This window comes from Terriglobales bacterium, from assembly GCA_035573675.1.
Taxonomy (GTDB): domain Bacteria; phylum Acidobacteriota; class Terriglobia; order Terriglobales; family Acidobacteriaceae; genus DATMAB01.
The window spans coordinates 43242-62325 of sequence record DATMAB010000017.1 but is presented as its reverse complement, the minus strand read 5'-3'; the positions used below and the strand labels follow the sequence as shown (position 1 = coordinate 62325).

Here is a 19084-nt window from a genome sequence, read left to right as displayed (position 1 = left end):
GTCTGAAGGGGCACGACTGACGCCGCACCCGCGGAAGCCTGTTCCGCGAAGGGTTTTCCGGGCCAAACAATCCTTGACTTTGGGGCGGACAGGGTTAACATAAAAGCATCACCTCCGATCCGTTTCAGGATCGAATGGGCCTGTAGCCAAGGAATTGTCACCGCTTCTTGGCCGCGGGCCCATTTAACTGCAGTGGCCAGTAGCTAGCGGTCAGTCTGACTTCCAGGGCTAAAGCCCAGGGTGCGCGGCGCTTGGCGCGGGGCTGAAGCTCCGCTCTCCCACCGTAAAGTCCGGTGTTAATCAACGACGTACGGGCGGAGTTTGCGCAAGAGGGAGGCTGGTGCCTGGGCGTCGAGTTCGACGAAGCCGTCGCGGTAGCGGCGGGCGAAGACGCGGGCGCGGGCTTCCACCATGGCCAGCGCCTTGCCTTCGGCCTGCGGCATGCGCAGGTGGACGCGGCTGAGCGGGTCTTCCTCGAGCCTCTGGTCGATGCGGTCGAGCAGCGTCGAGATGCCGATGCCGCGGGCGGCGGAGATGTGCACGGTACGTTCGTCGTCGCGCCGGGCGTCCCGGTCGGCGGGCGGGAGCAGGTCGATCTTGTTGACCACGCGCAAGCGGGGCTTGGAGGCCGCGCCCAGCTCGCCCAGCACTTTTTCGACCTGGGCTTCGTGGTCGGCGGCCACCGGACTGGTGACGTCCATGACGTGCAGCAGCAGTGCGGCGCGCTCCACTTCCTCGAGCGTGGCGCGGAAGGAGGTTACCAGCGTGTGGGGCAGATTGCGGATGAAACCGACCGTGTCGGAAAGCAGGATCCTGCGCCGCGAAGGGAGCGTGACGGCGCGCAGGGTGGGATCGACGGTGGCGAACAGGCGCGGAGATTCCTCAACGCCGGCTCGGGTGAGAGCGTTGAACAGCGTGGACTTGCCGGCGTTGGTGTAGCCCACCAGCGCGACGGTCGCGACCGGGACGGATTCGCGGCGCTGGCGCTGCTGTGCGCGGGTGCGCCGCACTTTTTCGAGCTGCTGCTGGATGTGACGGATGCGGCGGTAGATGCGGCGGCGGTCGGTTTCGAGCTGCGTTTCGCCCGGGCCACGGGTGCCGATGCCGCCGGCAAGCTGCGACATCTCCACGCCGCGGCCGGTGAGGCGGGGTAGCAGGTACTCGAGCTGGGCCAGTTCCACCTGGAGCTGGCCTTCGCGCGTGCGGGCGTGGCGGGCAAAGATATCGAGGATGAGCTGGGTGCGGTCGACCACGCGCGTGCCCACAGCCTGCTCGATGTTGCGCTGCTGCGACGGTGAGAGGTCGTGGTCGAAGATGAGCAGGTCAGCGCCGCTGGAGGCGAGGGCGCCGGAAATTTCCTGGAGCTTGCCGCGGCCCACGAGAGTCGCCGGGTCGGGGCGGTCGCGGCGCTGCAGGAACTCGCCCACCACCTGCGCGCCGGCGCTGGTGGCCAGCTCGCGCAACTCGGCGAGGGATTCCTCCACCGAGACGGCGGGAACGGCGGCCTCACTCTCCGGTCCGCGCGCGGAAGCGGCAGCACGCCGCGCCTGGTCAGGGATGGAACCGGGCCGAGTCCGGCGCGGTCCCCATTCCAAGCCAGCCAGAAAAGCGCGCTCGGGAGTCTGCGTGAAACCGCGCCGGCGGCGCGCCTGCTCGGCTGCGGTGACGAGGTGAGAGCCGGAGTCGCGTGAGCTTCCGCGAATATCAGGCCTCCGGAGAGTCGGCGGAGGGAGGCTCGGGAGCGGCAGCGTGGGCCGCCGCGCTCCTCTCAGCGCCGTGACCGGGGCGCGGCAGCACCACGGTCGAGATGGCGTGCTTGAAGATGAGCTGCTCCTGGTGGTTCGATTCCAGGATGACCGAATACTTGTCGAAGGAGCGGATGCGGCCGGTGAGCTTCACGCCGCTGACCAGGTAGATGGTCACCACGGACTTGTCCCGGCGCGCGTTGTTCAGGAACGCGTCCTGGATGTTCTGGGCCGGCTTGGGATCCGCAGGCAACATGGTCCCGCCCTGAGGGCCTTCTGCGCACACGCGAGCGCGTTCAGCGGTCCTGTCAATTCCTACCATACGGTTCTGCGCGGGGATTTTCAACACCCCGAGCGGGTGCGCTTGTGGCTATCCACTTTTGTGATCTGAGCTTTCCGCTTCCCCAATGGCAAAGTTTTTGTATACTCGTCCGCTGACTGCAGCAGTCGAACTATTCGCAAGGAGCCAACCATGGACTTCCTGAGTTCTGTGTTGCCCGCTCTCTTCCAGGTGAAGATCCTGCCCCCGGGAGACGGGCCGCTGTATGAAGTGACGCTGCGCTGGATCCACTTTCTGGCCGGAATCACATGGATCGGGCTGCTGTACTTCTTCAACCTGGTGAATGTGCCCTTCCAGAAAGAGCTGGAGGCCGGCTACAAGGGCAAGGTGGTGCTGGCCCTGATGCCGCGGGCGCTGTGGTGGTTCCGCTGGGGCGCCATGATGACGGTGCTGGCCGGCTTCATGTACTGGATGATCATCGTGGCCGCCGACGCCCGCAACGCCGCCGTGCATGGGCTGAGCGCGAGCTCGATGAACTCGGTGCTGAACTTCCTGGGCATCTGGATCGGGACCTGGGTGCTGGTGATGCTGCTGGTGACGCACGGCAAAGGCGCGCTCAACAAGGGCCCGTTCCTGGCGGTTTTCGTAGCAGCGCTGATCTTCGGCGCCACCATGATCTACCTGAAGCTGAACGCCCACGGCTGGGAGAGCAGCCGCATGCTCTCCATCGGCGTGGGGGGCGGCTACGGGTTCATCATGCTGTTCAACGTGTGGGGCATCATCTGGCGCAACCAGAAGAAGATCCTGGCCTGGACGCGGGCAAACGTCACTGACGGCACGCCAGTGCCGGAACAGTCGGCCAAGCTGGCGCGGGCGGCGTTTTTGGCCTCGCGCACCAATGCCTGGCTCTCCGTTCCTATGTTGTTCTTCATGGCTTCAGCCAGCCACTACACGTTCCTGGTGCAGTAGCGCCCTGTTCGGTCGCAGAAGAGAAGCCCCGCTCGCAGCGGGGCTTTTTTTTAGCACGTTTGGCTTTTGGCTTGTCCCTCAGCGGCCAAAGCCGCTGCCAATGCAGCCTGTGACGGAGCGGTCGCTGCGCGAGTCGGGCCTGAAGGCCCGACCTACCGAGCCGCGCCCTGATACGAACCACCCCTATGTTGCCCTGTGACGCTCTCGCCGGCCGCAGGGGGTTCGCCAAAGGCCCAGAGCCAACGGCCAGGGGCGGCTTTCAAAAAAATTCAGGCCGGCCTTGCGGCCGGCCTGAAGAAAGTCGGCGTCGCCGACGTTTCGGTTAGAAGATGAGCTTCAGACCGAAGGTCATGCGACGACGGTTGCTGGAGTTGAAGGCCACGTTCATCCACGAACCCGGGGTACCTCCACAGTACGCAGTGGCGCTCTGCGCGCCTCCGCTGAGCGGGCAGTCGTCAATGATCGGGTCGGGAACACCACGGAACATGCGGTTGAGCAGGTTGGTGGCTTCCGCACGGAACTGGAGCGTGAAGCGCTCGTTGATCTTGGTGTTCTTGAAGATACCGAGATCCACGTTGTTCACGGTCTCTCCGCGCAGAGTATTGCGGCCGACGCCCTGGTATGGACCACCGCCGCTGGTGAAGGAGAAGTTGTCATCGTTGATGATCCAGTGGACATCGCTGGGCGAGACGAACGGGCAGCCCGCGGTTCCCGTTCCCGTCGTGGCGCCAAAGGGGTCATCGCAATCAAACAGGTTGATGAGGTTCCCGGAGCCGAACGGGTCGAGCAATCCCACCGAGTCGAGCGGGGCGCTCGAGTTGGAGAGTACCGGTCGGCAGTTGTCCACGAACCCGAAGAACTGCGCGTAGAACGCCGAGTCGCAGTAGCCCGTGTTCCAAAAGACGTGCAGCGGGTTGAACGGCTGGCCGCTGCGGTAGCGGTGGATGCCGTTGATCTGCCAGCCGCCCAGCAACCGTCCCACGAAACCCTGCTGGTTCTTGAACATGGGGAGGTCGTAGATCCAGTATACGGAGAAGGCGTGCGGGAAGGAGATACCGCTGACCCCACGCTCGCCCTGATTGATGTCGAACGGGTTCTGCGCCAGGGCGTTGCTGTTGCCGCCAGCAAACGTGGCGAAAATCTCGCTGACGTTGTCAATCGTGCGGCTGAAGGTGTAGCTGACGCCTGCGGTCAAGCCGTGCCAGTTCTGCACGTCCAGCCGAGACTGCAAGCCGTGGTAAATGGACCAAGCGGTGTTGGTCCGCCGACGGAGCAGGCGCTTCTCGCAATTGGGCCGGAACTGAGCAAAGCCCGGCATGGTGGGATCCGAACAGGGAGCGACGCCCGACGGAACCAAGTCGGGGAAGTCGGCCAGCAGAGCATCCAGCCGCGGATTGGCGTTGATGGTCTGGAACAGGCCCACGGCGTGGTTGCCCACGTAGCGAACCTCAAAGCCGATTTTCGAGGTGACCTCCCGCTGCAAGCCCAGCGACCACTGCTGCACATAGGGATTGTGGAAGTTGGGCGAGACGTCGGTCTGGGCGCGAATCCCTGGATCGACACCGAGCGGCAGGAAGGGCAGTTTCGCGGCGCGGAGTTCGGCTCCGTTATAAGCCGTGCCGGCCGGAATGGGACGGTTGGCCGCCGCGATGGCCCCCAGGTTTACGACCGGGGCGGCGGTGGCCGAGTTGGCGAAGATGTTGTAGAAGGCCGGGTCATAGGCGACGCGATAGCCGCCGCGGATGACCGTCTTGTCCTTGCCGAAGAAGCCCTCCCAGAAGCGGGGGGTCCAGGCAAAACCAATGTTCGGCCCGAAGTTGTTGGTATCGGCGGGAATGAGCGGGAACGTGGTCCGGCTCAACGGCAGGGTCGTATCCCAGAACGCCGTGGAGGGATCGGACTCGCGAGCCACGGTCAGGTCATGCAACAGGTTGACCGCCTGCTGGGTGTACTCCCAGCGCAGACCGAGCTGCAAGGTCAGGTTGTCCTTGATCCTCCAGTCATCCTGGAAGTAGAGAGCGGCATCCTGTTCCTTGAAGTTGAAGAGCACCGGGCCATCGGCCAGTGTCAGCGCCGAAGCGATGTTGCGAACGAAGTTGTTGAAACTGGTGAAGCTGTAGGAGCCATTCACCGAGGGGAGGAAGTTGTTCGGCGAGCGCTGGCGAGCATATTCACCACCAAACTTGAGGGTGTGCTTGCCAATCACCCAACTGGCATTGTCCTGCCACTGCGAGTTATTGACCAAACGGTCCTGGGGCAGGTTAGTGGCATGTCCCATCGAGGGACGGCCCGTGATAGCCACGCTGAACGGGCACTGGTTGATGGTTTCGACCGTGCAGTTCGGATCGGAACCTCCGGTGAAGCCGAAGAAGGCGCGGCTGTAGCTGAAGCGGAACTGGTTGACGAAGGTGTTGGTCCAGTTGCGCACCCAGTCCACGCCGATCTGCTGTGTGCGACCCGGTCCAGCTACCCAGTAGCCAGCCGCCGAACGACCACCGGAGGCGGCGAAATCAAAGAACAGGTCCTGGAACAGGTAGCGGGCAAAGAAGCGGTCCTTTGAGGTTACCTGGATATCCGCGCGGCCCGAGGCCTCCCAATCGTTGAAGCCGTTCGGCACCGTGCGAGTGATGGTACCGAACTCAACGGGAACCGTGGTGACACCGTCACTAACGCTCACGGTGGTCAGGTTCCCAGCGGTTGGGTTACCAGCGGAGATGGTCCACGGCCCCCGGGTAAGCAAGTAACCGATTCCTGGATGGCTGGGACAGCTCGGGGTGACGCCCGCACAGAACGCGGTTGCCAAGGTTGCGTTACCGGCCGGCGTGGGCAGTCCCGTACTGGTGCTGGAGGTGAAGTTCTCCCGCTGGCGGTCGGCCCAGCCGGACATGAAGAACCAAGCCTTGTCCTTGATGATAGGGCCGCCAAACGTACCGCCGCCGCGGTTGCGAACGTGCTTCGGCTTCAGCACTGGGCTGCAACCCGTTACCGCCGGATCCTCACCCTCCTTGCAGAAGCCCAAGACCGGGTTCTTATCCAGGTTGGTGAGCGAGTCGGTGAAGGCGCCCTCATGGAAGTAGGTCAAGGTGCCATGGTAGGCGTTGGTACCCGACTTGGTGACGTAGTTGATGATGGTGCCGGAGTTCCGGCCATACTCGGCGGAGAAGTTGTTGGTGACGATCTGGAACTCGCCGATCAGGTCGTTGTTGCCCAAGAAGAGCGAGGGCCCGGCCACGGAGTTATCGTTGTTGGACTGCCCATCGATCTGGAAGTTGTTGGAGCGGCCGCGCTGCCCGTTGCTCGAGATGCCGGTGCCGTTGGAGTTGGAGAACTGGGCATCGGCGGTATCCACCACGCCGGGAACCAACAGCGCCAGGACGTCGGCGCCGCCGAACACGCCCGGCAGCTCATCGACCTTGCGGGCCTCAAAACTGGTGGAGACCTGCGCCGTGGTCGACTCCACAACTGGCGGGGTGCTTTCCACGTTGACTACCTCCGCCGCGCCGATGCTGAGAGTCTTTGCTCCGAGCAGGAAATCTTTGCCAGCACTGACAGCAACGTTGCGGATGCGCAACTGCTGGAAGCCGGTGGCCTCAATGGACACGTTGTAGGTGCCCACGGGGAGCGCGCGGATTGTGAAGGCGCCGGTGTTGTCGGTCGTCGTGGAATACTTCTGGCTTGTGCCCACGTCTTCCGCTGTCACCTTGGCGCCGCTGATGACTGCCTGCTGCTGGTCCACGACCGTGCCGGAAATCGACCCGGTAACGATGCCCTGGCCGAAGGCCAAACTCGCGGTCAGCAGCAGGAGAACAAACAGAGAGCCGACTTTTCTGCTAAAGTCGCCTTCCATTCATGCCTCCTGAGTTGAGGTTCTAGTTGGGAGAAAGCATGCCGATAGGGTCCTGCCGGACACAGCTACGGCACCCTCTCAGGTGCACTTCCGGAGCCAAACCGTAGTCTGACCTAATGTTATATTTTTCAATCAGTTAGCCGCAAATAAGCGGAGCCTTTTACGCATTGTAATAGCCCGTCAATCAAACGAATATGAAATTACGTATTCGTCGGTGCGAAACGGCCCATGCCAGGGATTAATGGGCCTCTTGTGATGTCAAAGTGACGAATGGGCGAGCCGGACCTAACTCGCGGTTTAGAGCTCTTCGACCAGCGCCGTTTCTTTGACGCCCACGAAGCCCTGGAAGACCTGTGGCGGGAGGCGGTGGGGCCGGAGCGGCGCTTCCTGCAGGGCCTGATACAGGTCGCCGTGGGGCTGCATCACTACTCGACTGGAAACATCGCGGGAGCACGGTCTCTGGTGAAGCGAGGCGAGGCCAAGCTGGCCGAGTACCCGGAAGTGTTTCTGGGTTTGGACGTACACGAGTTGCGCCAGGCGATTCACACCTGGTTGGCGGCCGTGGAACGGGGCCAGCCGCCTTCCCCCCTGCCCCGGTTGGCGCGCAAAAGCGGTACAATGCCAGCCCTTGTGACGCGTTCCACCACGGCCCAGGAAAGCGCGCGCGCGGCGGTCGAGCAGGTGCCGCTGCTCGATCTGACGCGGCAGTACGCGCACATCCGCACAGAAGTAATGGCGGCCATCGAACGGGTGTGCAGCTCGCAGCATTTCATCCTGGGGGAGGAAGTGCGCAGCCTGGAGCGCGAGCTCGCCTCTTACTGCGCGGCTTCTTCGGCGGTGGGCTGCGCCTCCGGCACCGACGCCCTGTGGCTGATGCTGTTGGCGGCCGGCGTGGAACCCGGCGACGAAGTGATCACCACTCCCTTCAGTTTTTTCGCCTCGACCAGCGCCATCCTGCGGGCGGGGGCGCGGCCGGTCTATGCCGATATCGATCCGCGAACCCTGAACCTGGACCCGGAGGCGGTGGAACAGCGCATCCAGCGGCAGCCTTCGGCCAAGCTCAAGTGCGTTCTGATCGTGCACTTGTACGGACAGTGCGCCAACATGGACCAGTTCCTGCGGCTGGGGACGCAATATAAGCTGACGGTGCTGGAGGATGCGGCGCAGGCCATCGGCGCGGGCTGGCGCGGCCGGCGCGCGGGCTCGCTGGGAGCGGCCGCAGCCTTCAGCTTCTATCCCACCAAGAACCTGGGTGCGTACGGAGATGCCGGCTGCGTCACCACGGTCGATCCGGGGGTGGCGGAGCAGGTCCGCCTGCTGCGGCATCACGGCAGCCGCGAGCGCTATTTCCACGAAGCGCTGGGCTGGAACAGCCGGCTCGACGCTCTGCAGGCCGCCATCCTGCGGGTGAAGCTGAAGCACCTGGAAAAGTGGAACGCGGAGCGCCGCCAGCGCGCCGCGACCTACGACCGGCTGTTCCAGGAAGCGGGGCTGGGGATGCCGGGCGCAGCGCCGGGCGAATCGCCTTCGCACCCGGTCGCGTTGCCGTACACCCAGCCGGAGGCCCACCATGTCTTCCATCAGTATGTGATCCGTGCCAAGCGCCGCGATGAATTGCGCGCCTACCTGGCCAAGCGCGGCGTAGGCACGGAGATCTACTACCCGTTACCGCTGCATTTGCAGAAATGCCTAACCTACCTGGGCCATGGCGACGGCAACTTCCCGGAGGCGGAGCGAGCGGCCAAGGAAGTGCTGGCCCTGCCCATGTTCCCCGAACTCACCGAGGCCGAGCAGGCCTACGTAGTAGACACCATCGCCGACTTCTTCTCGTAGGACAGCAATTGGCAATTAGCAATTAGCATTTGGCCAGCGGCGGAATGGCAGCCCTCCGGGCGACTTAGCCCTTCGGGCTAGCGCCGGCTGCGGCCTGATGGAGCTGCGGGGACGATCTCACCCGGCGCAGGAACGCGGCGGACCATGACGCCGCCCATCTTGTACTTGCGCTCGACCACCGAACCGTCTTCCTGGCGCAGGCGCAGCGTGAACACGGGCAGGTTTCCTTCCTTGTCGAAATCTTCCCGGCCAACTCGCACGGGGAGCACGCCCTCGAGGCTGCGTTCGCGATAGGCGGTTTCATAGCGGTCGCGGGCGGTGTTCCAAGTAAAGACGCGGATCTGCTCGAAATCATCGGGCAGGCCGTCGCGCGGCTCGGTGAGGACCATGAGGTACTGCGGCACTTTCCTGCCCTCGTCTTCGACCTCGTTCAGAACCAGACAAGCGACGATGCGCCGGCCCTCGGCGTACTGGGCGACGTCGAGCGGGCACTCGATGTCCACCATGCGGCCCAGCACCCAGCCGACGCGGGCTCGGCGGTCGCGCACCAACCACCAGTCTTCAAGGATCGGAGGACGCGGAGGCGCGCCGGGCTGCGGCGCCGCCACCGCCTGGGCGACCGGCCGGGGCTGCGTCGCGCGCTGGAGGATCTCCACTTCCTCGCCGGCCTTGAGCTGGTACAGGCGGGGCGAATCGCGGCCGGGAGTGGAATGCATGTTGACTTCGGCACGGGTGTGGGCGCGCGAGGCCGCGGGGTCGCGCTGATGGCGGAAGCGGAGTTCGGTGAACGCGCGGAAGACCTCTTCGCCTGCCAGGTGGCGCATCTCGATCCAGCCCACGGCGCCGGTCGCGGTGCGCACCCGGGCCATGCGCTTCTGCGTCTCCAGAATCTCGACACGCTCGCCGTTCTGGACGGTGGCGACTTTGTTGTACACGTTGGCCAGCCGGTCGCGCAGCGTGGCCTGCGGCGCCACCACGTAGCCGGCTTGCGCGGGCTTCTCCTCGGCATCACGCCCGCAGCCGGCAAGCAGAAGGCCGGCCAGGACGCAGGTAACAAGACTGCAGCGGAGGGCACACATGGCAGCTGTTCCAACTATATCGCCGGAGCAGCGGAGGCAATGGTCGCAAGGGGTGCCGAAAGCGATTCGTCCGTTGATCGAGCCAGGGCTAAAGCCCCTTGGTCACAACACCTTTACGCGGGCCTGAAAGGCCCGCTCTCCCACCTAATCGCCGAAGCTGATGCCGATGGCGCGGGCGGCGGCGACGAGCTCGCTCCTGGGGTCGACGCCCTTCATGGAGCCGACGGCCTCGGCGATGGCCACGCTTTCGATGCGGTCGCCGCGCAGGCAGACCATCTTGCCGAATTCGCCGCGGGCGATGAGGTCGACGGCGGCAACACCAAAGCGCGTGGAAAGGACGCGGTCGAAAGGCGAGGGCGAACCGCCGCGCTGGATGTGCCCCAGCACGGTAACCCGGGTTTCCCGGCGAGTGCAGCGGGCGATGGCTTCCCCCAGCAGGTTGCCGACCGCACCCGGGCGCTTCACGGCGCGGCGCTCGTGGGCGTGGAACTTCTCCAGGTCGTCGGGGATGGAGACGCCTTCGGCCACCACCACAATGGTGAAGCGCTTGCCGTAGCCTTCGCGCTCGTGAATGTACTCGCAGACGCGGGAGATGCTGAACGGAATCTCGGGAATGAGGATGACGTGGGCGCCGCCGGCGAGGCCGGCCTGGAGCGCGATCCAGCCGGCATCGCGTCCCATGACTTCGACCAGCATGATGCGGTGGTGCGATTCGGCAGTGGTGTGGATCTTGTCGATGGCGTCGGTAGCGGTGTGCAGGGCGGTGTCAAACCCGAAGGTCACGTCGGTTGCGCTCAGGTCGTTGTCGATGGTCTTGGGCACGCCCACCACGTTGACGCCGCGGCGGTAGAGGTCAAGAGCGATCTTCTGCGTGCCGTCGCCGCCGATGACGATGATGGCGTCGATGCCCAGCGCCTGCGCGTTCTTGATGACCTCCCCGGAATAATCCTTGAGTACCTCCTGGCCGCCCTCGATGGTTTTGTACTGAAAGGGATTGCCGCGGTTGGTGGTGCCCAGGATGGTGCCGCCGCGGGGCAGGATGCCGCTGACATCCCGGAGCGTGAGTTCGCGGCACTTGTCGCGCGGCCAGATAAGGCCATCGAAGCCGTCCTGGATGCCCATGACGCGCCAGTTGTGCTTGAGGATGGCGCTCTTGACGGCGGCGCGAATGACCGCGTTCAGGCCGGGACAATCGCCGCCCCCGGTGGAGATGCCGATGGTGCGGATCTGGGCCATGGCGCGCGATTCTACAACAATCGCGGGTGCGGACTAGGGCGTGACTACGATCGATTCGGGGCTGGTGCCGGCACTCGCCGTGCCGGCGGAGCTGAGCGCGCCACTGGTGGCATTGATGGTGTAGAGCGAGATGTTGTCGCTTCCTTCGTTGGCTACGTAAAGGAAGCGTCCGGAAGGGTCGACGGCCAGGGAGACGGGGTTGGAACCGGCCCCGACCGGCGTGCCAGCCGTCAGCGCGCCATTGCTGCCGATGCTGAAGACCGAAACCGTGTTGGAGCCGCGGTTGGCAACATAGAGAAAGTCACCGTCGGGATCGACGGCCAGGCCCACCGGCTCGGAGCCGGCGGCGAACGGCGAGCCGGAAATCACCGTCAGCGCGCCCGTCGAAGCGTTCACCGAGTAGGCCGCCACGCCACCGACGCCATCGGCGACATAGGCGAAGCTCCCCCTGGGCTCCACAATCACCTCGCGGGCTTCGCGGCCGACGGTGGGAAGCTCGTTCTCCACAAAAGTCAGCGAGCCGTCGCTGTTGATGCGAAACACGTCCGTGCCGTCGGCGCCCAACGCGACGAATACAAAACGGCCCGCGGGATCCACGGAGAGCCGGACGGGCGTGCCCGACAGCGCGACCGGCGAACCGGGAACCGCGTTCAGCACACCCGTGCTGGCCGTAACGCTAAAGCCGAAGACCGCTGCCACGCCATCTTGTGCGGCGTACACGAAGCGCGCCGCCGGATCCACGGCTACAGCTACGAAATCAAAGGCCGAGGCGAACGGCGAGCCGGCGGCCTGGGCCAGGCCGCCGTTGGAACGATTGATGACGTAGCCGGAGACGCCGCCGCCTTGATTGGCTGCATAAAGGAAAGTTCCATCCGCATCTGCGCCGACCGAGTTCGGGCTGACGCCGGCGCCAAACGGCGAGCCCGTGGCCGCCGTCAGGCTGCCGGTCGAGGTGTCCACCGTGAAGCCGGAGACGTTGTCGGAGCCGGAGTTGGCCGTATAGACGAAGCGCGGCTGGACGGTTCCATCGCCACCGTCGCCGTTCTCATCGGTAAAGAAGCCGTTACAGCCCGCCCCGAGAGCGGCCAGAAGAAGGAAGGAGCACAGTCCGAGCCAGAGTTTCCGCCGGTCGTGCAAGAAGGCCTCGCAAAGCGGCCCGGAAGAGGCCACCGACCAAATTCTAGCAGAAGTAAAACGGCGAACCGGGAGGCGCGTCCAATCGTCTATGTATACTGCGGCGCCGGTCCCTTGCGCCGGTATGAGGAGAATCTGTTGCGACGGAACCTTCGGCTCTACCCCCTGTTGATCCTGCTGTCCCTGCTGGCAACGTTGCATTCCGAAGCGGTAGCTCAAACCAGGGCAGCCGCGGTGCGCGGCACTGCTCCCAGGGCGGCGGAGGTGGAACGACGCCTGCGCGCCGACCTGGAGTTCCTGGCGAGTGACGCGTTGCGGGGCCGCGGCAGCGCCACGCACGACGAACAGGTTTCCGCCACTTATATCGCGGCCCAACTGCGGGCGGCGGGGTTGGAGCCGGCCGGGGACGCGGGTGGATATCTTCAGCGCGTGGAGTTGCAGCAGCCGGTCCTCGGCAGCGCGCCCACACTCACCACCACCGAGGGCGCAGAATCGCCGCGCTGGACCCATGGGCGCGAGATGCTGGTACTGGCCATGCAGCGCCCGGTCACAGCAGGCCCCTTGCAGAAGATCGACGCAAGCGGTGGCGCGGCCCCGCACCCGCGGCGCGGAGCCGTCGTTTTCCTGACGCCCAGAATGGAAGCGGGCGCGCCGTCACCCACCCTGCAGGCTTTCGAGTTGGTCGGCCAGGGCGCCGCGGCGGTACTGCTGCCGGAATGGCCCCGCGTGCGAGAGCGCTGGGAAGCGATCGGTGAACGCGTGCCGGAAATCAGTCAACAAGTGGCGGGCCTGGAACAAGTTTCAGCACCCAGCGGCTGGACGGCGGTGGTCCTGAACCACGAGGCGAGCCGGCAGCTCAGTGCGATGCCGGACGGCACCCTGCTGCGCCTGCAAGCGGACGTCCAGGAAGAAAAGAAATCGGTCACCTGGAACGTGCTGGGACGGCTGCCGGGACGCGACCCGGCCTTGCGGGAGCAGGTGGTGCTACTTTCCGCGCATCACGATCACGTGGGCGTAGGCAAGGAGGTGAACGGCGACGGCATCTACAACGGCGCCGATGACGACGCCTCGGGGGTGGCGGCGGTGCTGGAGCTGGCGCGCCAACTGGCCGCCGGGCCGCGGCCGCGGCGCACCGTGCTGTTCGCCCTGTTCGGCAGCGAAGAGTCCGGAGGCTTGGGTTCGCTGTATTTCCGCGAGCGTCCTCCGGTCCCGCTGGAGAAGGTCATAGCCAACCTGGGATTCGAGATGCTCGGCCGGCCCGACGGCAAGGTTCCGGAGAAGACCTTGTGGCTGACTGGCTATGAGCGCTCAAGTCTGGGGCCGCGGCTGGCGGTCCAGGGCGCGCGCCTGGTGGCTGATCCTCACCCCGACCAGGATTTCTTTCGCCGCTCGGACAACTACGTCCTGGCCAGGCGCGGCGTGGTGGCCCACACCATTTCCAGTTACGGATTGCACAAGGACTATCACCAGCCGAGCGATGAAGTAACGCGCATCGACTTCGCGCACATGACGGAAGCGGTTCAATCGCTGGTCGCGCCCGTGCGCTGGCTGGCCAACTCCTCGTTTACACCGAAATGGAATCCCGGAAAGCAACCGTGAAGGCAGGGCGAGGGGTGAGTGGTTAGTTGGGCTTCTCGGGATGGCCGGCGCGGGCGATGGAGTCGTCAATCGGCTTGCGGCCGATGAAGCCCTCGGTGGGCCCGTGCCAGTGCGCGATTTTCTTCTCACCCAGCTTCCAGCAGAGCAGGATGACGTTTTCGCCGACCTGGCAGGGGAAATCGAGCAGCCCGGTGTCGAGGTCCTTCACCTGCACGCCGAGGGCGTCCAGTTCGGCCAGAGTCTCCTGCACGCTGTGGAGGGCGGCGTCGCGCTGCGCGCTGCGCTCCGCCCAATGGCTGATCTGGAGAAGCATTCCGCCGGAATTGGAGATGCGCTGGCTCAGCTCCTGCAGTTCGGCGTCGACCGCTTCCACCAGCTTCTTGTTGCGGATGGCGGCATCGAGCAAGGGCTCGAGCATGGGCAAAAGTTGCTGCGCTTCGGCGAGGGTGAAGGTGCGTTCAGCCATGCTCAGCGGATCTCCAGCATACGGTCCAGCGCCAGGCGCGCCCAGCGCTTCACGTCCGCCGGAACCACGATCCGATTGACCACGTTGCCCTCGTTCAGGTTGTCCAGCGCCCACAGCAGATGCTGCGGCGAGATGCGGAACATGGTGGTACAGAGACAACCGGAATCGTCCAGCGTAATCACTATCTTATCCGGGTTCTGCTTCGCCAGCCTGTTTACTAGATGGATTTCCGTACCCACGGCGAAACTGGAACCCGCCGGGGCCTCGGTGATGGTCTTGCGGATCTTTTCGGTCGAGCCCATGGAGTCGGCCTTCTGGCAGACCTCCCAGCGGCACTCGGGGTGGACGATGACGTGAATGCCGGGGTACTTCCGGCGCACCGCGTCCACGTGTTCCGGCAGGAAGCGCTGGTGCACCGAACAATGTCCCTTCCACAGGATGACGCGGGCCTGGCGCAGGCGCTCGGGTGTGTTGCCGCCCAGGAGCTGGTAGGGGTCCCAGACCGCCATTTCCTCCAAGGGGATGCCCATGGCGTAGGCGGTGTTGCGTCCCAGGTGCTGGTCGGGAAGGAAGAAGGCGCGGGGCGTCTTGGCAAAGCCCCAGCGCAGCGCCGCAGCAGCGTTCGAGGAAGTACAGACCAGGCCGCCGCGCTCGCCGCAGAAGGCTTTGATGGCCGCCGAGGAATTGATGTAGGTGATGGGTGTGATGCCGCTGCCCGAGTCGTCGGTGAGGCCGAGGCGGACGAACTGCTCCCACGCCTCCTCCACCTGGCCGATCTCGGCCATGTCGGCCATGGAGCAGCCGGCGTTCAGATCCGGCAGGATGACCTGCTGGTCCTCGCGGCTCAGGATGTCCGCGCTTTCCGCCATGAAGTGCACGCCGCAGAAGACAATGGTGCGTGCCTCGGAGCGGGCCGCCTCCTGCGCCAGCTTGTAGGAGTCGCCGGTGTGATCGGCGAACTGGATGACTTCGTCGCGCTGGTAGTGGTGGCCGAGGATGACGGCCTGCTTGCCCAGGGCTTCCTTGGCGGCGGCAAGGCGGCCGTCCAGGGAATGGTCCGGGAGAAGAAGATAATTGTCCAGGGAGCAGACAATCGGGGCTGCAATCGACATGTCTCGTTCCGCCTTCAGTCCCGCGCCGGCCAGCGTGCGCCGCGTGGAACGGGGATGTTGAAAGCATCCGCTGGCTCCAGTAGATCCGCTGCCCGCCGTGGCGGGCCCGACCTACGGGGTTGTTGAAGCCGGCAGTCGTTCCTTCCTGATACTTTCGATGCCGCCCGCGGCAGGAAAGAAGCACCTCCCGGGCCGCACACACTTCATTGTCCCACCCGGCGGCGGCCGGCGCAAGCCGGGCTGCTGCGTGTAACCCTCACGTATCTCTGTGATTATCTTCCCGCGGATTTTTCAGCGGACTATAATCGCGCCCACAGCGGCTGCCGGCAGAGGCCGCAAGGCAAGGAGAATCTCCATGAAGTTCCGATTGATCCTTTTCATGCTGTTGCTTACCGCCAGCACTCTGGTGGCGCAAACGTTCCGCGGAAGCATTTTGGGTACGGTGACAGATTCCAGCGGAGCCGTGGTCGTGGAAGCGAAGGTCACCATACGCAATACGGACACGGGGCTGGAGCGTTCCACGGCCACGGATGCGACGGGATTCTTCGTCGTCCCCGAGTTGCCCATCGGGAACTACAGCGTAACCGTGGAAAAGGCAGGATTCCAGAAGTCGGTGGCCAGCGGCATTCGCGTGGACGTTGCCGCAGAGCGCCGGGTGGATGTGACACTTCAGCCCGGACAGGTGGAACAGGTGACCGAAGTCACGGCGGAGGTTCCTCTGGTGGACACCAGCAGCAACGTGCTGGGAGGGAGCTTTGAAGAAAAGCAGGTGCTCGACCTTCCCATCAATGGCCGTGACTTCACCAAGCTGCTGATCATGGTGCCGGGTGCGGCGGGCGAACCGAACGGAGGCGGGGACTCGCCGGGATCGTTCGGGCTCTTCAGCGTGAACGGCAACCGCGGGCGGTCCAACAACTTCCTGCTCGATGGCACGGACATGAACGACGGGTATCGAAATCTGCCCGCCATCAACCAAGGTGGGGTATTCGGTACGCCGGGCACGGTGCTGCCCATCGAGGTAATCGCCGAGTTGCGAGTGCTTTCCAATTTCGAACCCGAGTATGGGCGGAACTCCGGCTCGGTCGTCAACATCGTCACCAAGAGCGGGACCAACGAATTCCACGGCAGCGTGTTCGAGTATTTTCGAAACGACAATCTGAACGCCCGCAACTTTTTCAACACGGTAGGCTCAAAGAACAAGTTCCACAACAACCAGTTCGGAGCCTCCATCGGCGGTCCTATCGTCAAGGACAAGACGTTTTTTTACGGGGCTTATGAAGGTCAGCGGGAACGGCTGGGTATCGACTCGCTGAACAACGTGCCCACGCTGGCCGATTTCGCCGATGCCTTCGGCGCGATTCGGGGCCTGGGCGGCCCGGCGCCCGAGTGTGCCACAGGCAGCATCTTCGACTGTGTCACCGCACAGCCGGGAGGCGTGGTCAATCCCGTGATACTGAACCTTTTCAACTTTTGCCAAAGCACTGGCGGTTGCTCCGGAGGTCAGGATGTCTGGCCCGCAGCCAACCTGGCGGGCAGCCCCAATTCGGTTTCCACGGCGGCCGCCTCCAACGATGCCGACAGCTTCATCATCAAGCTAGACCACACTTTCAATGAGAACAATCATCTGAGCGGGCGGTATTTCTTCGGCAACAGCAACCAGAGCTTTCCGCTGGGCCTGGCCGGCGGCAACAATCTGCCGGGAACGAACACGGTGTCGCCCATCCGCGCGCAACTGGTTTCCATCAGCTTTGTGCACGTCTTCTCCTCCACCCAGGTGAATGAGGCGCGGTTCGGCTGGAACCGATACTCACAGGACTTCCTGGCGGAAGACGCGGCGGTTTTCGGCAATCCGAACGACAGCATCGGATTGAACAATGGCGTCACCGACCCGCGCGATTTCGGCTTTCCGACTATGCAGTTCGGCGACGGGTTCGCCTCCCTCGGATCGTCCGGATTCTCCAACCCGCGCGGACGCAAGGACACGAACTGGCAGTTCATTGACAACTTTTCCTGGAAGTTCAATCGGCACGACATCAAGTTCGGCTACGAGTTCCGCCGCACAACGGTGGATTCGTTCAACGACTTCCATTTCCGCGGACGCATCAGCTTCGGTTCACTCCAGGATTTTCTGGCCGGCATGCCCACGGGTTTCAGCTTTCTGCCGTCCGGCAACACCGACCGCGAGGCACACCAGAACTCCCACGCACTTTACGTGCAGGACAGCATCCGGGTGCGGCGCGACTTCACAGTCAATCTGGGTCTGCGCTGGGACTATTTCGGCGTGATCGGAGAAGACCAGAACCGCTTCAGCATCTATGACCCTGCCGTCGGCTTGGTCCAGGTGGGTGAGCTCTACGAAAAGGATCACAACAACTTCAGCCCCCGCGTCAGCTTCGCCTGGGATATCGGAGGCAAGGCCAAGACTGTGCTGCGCGGCGGCTTCGGCGTCGCCTACGACATCTTCTCGCAGGACTTCTTTACCGGACAGATCCCGTTCAACTCGTTCAACGCCGGCCCGGCATACAACGCCATCGGTCCCGACCCGGTCTTCTTCTCCTTCACTCCGACCGCGGTGCTGGCTCCCGGCGTGGCGGTGTTCGATCCGGCGACCTTTTCGACCGACACTACGGATGCCTTTACCGTCGATCGCGGCCTTCGGACGCCATATGTCTACAACTACAACCTGAACCTCGAACAGGAGCTGTTCCCCAGCACCGTGCTGCAGGTGGCGTACGTGGGGTCGGCGGGACGCAAGCTGTTCCGCTTCCGCGATATCAACCAGCCGGACCAAGCCACCATCACGGCCACGGACCTGGCGAACGGATTCATCGATATCGTGCCGCGCAATTTTTCTACGCCGCTGAGCGCGCTGGCGCCCAACGCGCCGTTCTACGTCAATCAACTGGAAACTTCGGCCAGTTCAAGCTACAACGCGCTGCAGGTGAGTTTGAGGCAGCAGAATTGGCATGGATTGACGCAGCAAGTCTCCTACACGTGGTCGCACTCCATCGACACCGCCAGCGACGGACAGGACTTCGTCCCCAACGCCGCCCAACCCAATGACAGCAACAATCCGCGCGCCGACCGCGGCAACTCCAACTTTGATACCCGCCACCGCTTCGTGTGGTCCGCTATCTACTCTCTGCCGAAGATGGGGCTCGGGCGGCTGGGTGAAGGCTGGCAGATCAGTGGGGTACTGACGCTCCTGAGCGGACACCCCTTCCACGTGAACTACAACTTCCTGGACGACTACGACGGCAGCGGCGAATTCTTCGGCCGGCCTGACCTCGTGGGCCCGGTCACCTACAACCCCGACAACCCACTCCAGTACCTAAACCTGACTTCCTTCCAGGTGCCCTGCACGCTCGATCCGCTGGGAGACGGCAGCGCGGCGTTCTGTGTGCCGGGAACGCGCCATTTCGGAAGCCTGGGCCGGAACTCCCTGATCGGTCCGGACTATCGCAATTTCGACCTCGCCGTCAGCAAGGATACGCGGCTGACCGAGCGGCTCCATCTGCTGCTGCGGGCGGACTTCTACAATTTCACCAACCATCCAAACTTCGCCAATCCTCTGCTGCCCGCGTTCATTGCCGACGCGGCACCGAACGGGCTCGACCCTACGAACGGGCGCAGCCTGGGCTTCCTTCCCATTCTCGCGACGTCCGATGTCGGGCTGGGAAATCCCGTGCTAGGAGGCGGTGGACAGCGCAGCATACAGTTCTCGGCCAAGTTCACGTTCTAAGACCAGTCGCCAAGGAAAGAAAGGGCGCGGTGACAGCCGCGC

At 64.0% G+C, this 19084-nt stretch carries 12 protein-coding genes; 4 read left to right on the top strand and 8 right to left on the bottom strand.

Annotated features, from left to right (window positions below; genetic code table 11):
• Positions 1–296: 296 nt before the first annotated feature.
• Positions 297–1595: a GTPase HflX gene (hflX, locus tag VNK82_07600; GenBank protein HXE90809.1), complete on the bottom strand. Its 1299-nt coding sequence runs from the start codon at positions 1593–1595 to the stop codon at positions 297–299.
• A 109-nt stretch (positions 1596–1704) separates the two neighbouring features.
• Complete coding sequence (gene hfq / locus VNK82_07595; GenBank protein ID HXE90808.1) at positions 1705–2001, bottom strand: RNA chaperone Hfq; 297 nt, start codon at positions 1999–2001, stop codon at positions 1705–1707.
• A 216-nt stretch (positions 2002–2217) separates the two neighbouring features.
• Here hfq and VNK82_07590 point away from each other — a divergent pair, with 216 nt between their 5' ends.
• On the top strand, positions 2218–2994 hold the full coding sequence (locus VNK82_07590; protein HXE90807.1) for a urate hydroxylase PuuD: 777 nt from the start codon (positions 2218–2220) through the stop codon (positions 2992–2994).
• 322 nt (positions 2995–3316) lie between these two features.
• On the opposite strand, the gene VNK82_07585 is transcribed toward VNK82_07590, so the two are convergent.
• Complete coding sequence (locus tag VNK82_07585) at positions 3317–6841, bottom strand: TonB-dependent receptor (GenBank protein ID HXE90806.1); 3525 nt, start codon at positions 6839–6841, stop codon at positions 3317–3319.
• A gap of 270 nt (positions 6842–7111) precedes the next feature.
• On the opposite strand from VNK82_07585, the gene VNK82_07580 reads away from it, so the two are divergent.
• Positions 7112–8674 carry an aminotransferase class I/II-fold pyridoxal phosphate-dependent enzyme gene (locus VNK82_07580; protein ID HXE90805.1) on the top strand — a complete coding sequence of 521 codons (1563 nt, stop codon included), beginning with the start codon at positions 7112–7114 and terminating at the stop codon, positions 8672–8674.
• A gap of 77 nt (positions 8675–8751) precedes the next feature.
• Here the strand turns inward: VNK82_07580 and VNK82_07575 are convergent, their stop codons facing one another.
• From VNK82_07575 to VNK82_07565, 3 genes are all read right to left on the bottom strand, one after another.
• Positions 8752–9753, bottom strand: a complete 1002-nt coding sequence (locus tag VNK82_07575) for an SH3 domain-containing protein (GenBank protein HXE90804.1) — start codon at positions 9751–9753, stop codon at positions 8752–8754.
• A gap of 144 nt (positions 9754–9897) precedes the next feature.
• A complete protein-coding gene (locus tag VNK82_07570) occupies positions 9898–10989 on the bottom strand; it encodes an ATP-dependent 6-phosphofructokinase (protein HXE90803.1) in 1092 nt (363 codons plus the stop codon).
• A 33-nt stretch (positions 10990–11022) separates the two neighbouring features.
• The gene (locus VNK82_07565; protein ID HXE90802.1) at positions 11023–12126 is read right to left on the bottom strand and encodes a beta-propeller fold lactonase family protein; all 1104 of its coding nucleotides are present in this window, start codon (positions 12124–12126) and stop codon (positions 11023–11025) included.
• A gap of 135 nt (positions 12127–12261) precedes the next feature.
• Between VNK82_07565 and VNK82_07560 the strand changes: the two genes are divergently transcribed.
• Positions 12262–13722, top strand: coding sequence for a M20/M25/M40 family metallo-hydrolase (locus VNK82_07560; protein ID HXE90801.1), 1461 nt, complete (start codon positions 12262–12264; stop codon positions 13720–13722).
• A 22-nt stretch (positions 13723–13744) separates the two neighbouring features.
• On the opposite strand, the gene VNK82_07555 is transcribed toward VNK82_07560, so the two are convergent.
• Together VNK82_07555 and nadA are read right to left on the bottom strand one after the other, a co-directional pair.
• Positions 13745–14188, bottom strand: a complete 444-nt coding sequence (locus VNK82_07555; GenBank protein HXE90800.1) for a DUF2203 domain-containing protein — start codon at positions 14186–14188, stop codon at positions 13745–13747.
• A 2-nt stretch (positions 14189–14190) separates the two neighbouring features.
• Positions 14191–15300, bottom strand: a complete 1110-nt coding sequence (nadA, locus tag VNK82_07550; GenBank protein ID HXE90799.1) for a quinolinate synthase NadA — start codon at positions 15298–15300, stop codon at positions 14191–14193.
• A 355-nt stretch (positions 15301–15655) separates the two neighbouring features.
• On the opposite strand from nadA, the gene VNK82_07545 reads away from it, so the two are divergent.
• Entirely contained in the window at positions 15656–19042 is a 3387-nt protein-coding gene (locus tag VNK82_07545) for a TonB-dependent receptor (protein ID HXE90798.1), read from the top strand.
• Positions 19043–19084 lie beyond the last annotated feature (42 nt).

Coding starts and splice junctions, on each gene's coding strand:
- hfq (HXE90808.1), bottom strand. CDS start 2,001: ATGTTGCCTGCGGATCCCAAGCCGGCCCAGAACATCCAGGACGCGTTC.
- VNK82_07590 (HXE90807.1), top strand. CDS start 2,218: ATGGACTTCCTGAGTTCTGTGTTGCCCGCTCTCTTCCAGGTGAAGATC.
- VNK82_07585 (HXE90806.1), bottom strand. CDS start 6,841: ATGGAAGGCGACTTTAGCAGAAAAGTCGGCTCTCTGTTTGTTCTCCTG.
- VNK82_07580 (HXE90805.1), top strand. CDS start 7,112: ATGGGCGAGCCGGACCTAACTCGCGGTTTAGAGCTCTTCGACCAGCGC.
- VNK82_07575 (HXE90804.1), bottom strand. CDS start 9,753: ATGTGTGCCCTCCGCTGCAGTCTTGTTACCTGCGTCCTGGCCGGCCTT.
- VNK82_07570 (HXE90803.1), bottom strand. CDS start 10,989: ATGGCCCAGATCCGCACCATCGGCATCTCCACCGGGGGCGGCGATTGT.
- VNK82_07555 (HXE90800.1), bottom strand. CDS start 14,188: ATGGCTGAACGCACCTTCACCCTCGCCGAAGCGCAGCAACTTTTGCCC.
- nadA (HXE90799.1), bottom strand. CDS start 15,300: ATGTCGATTGCAGCCCCGATTGTCTGCTCCCTGGACAATTATCTTCTT.
- VNK82_07545 (HXE90798.1), top strand. CDS start 15,656: ATGAAGTTCCGATTGATCCTTTTCATGCTGTTGCTTACCGCCAGCACT.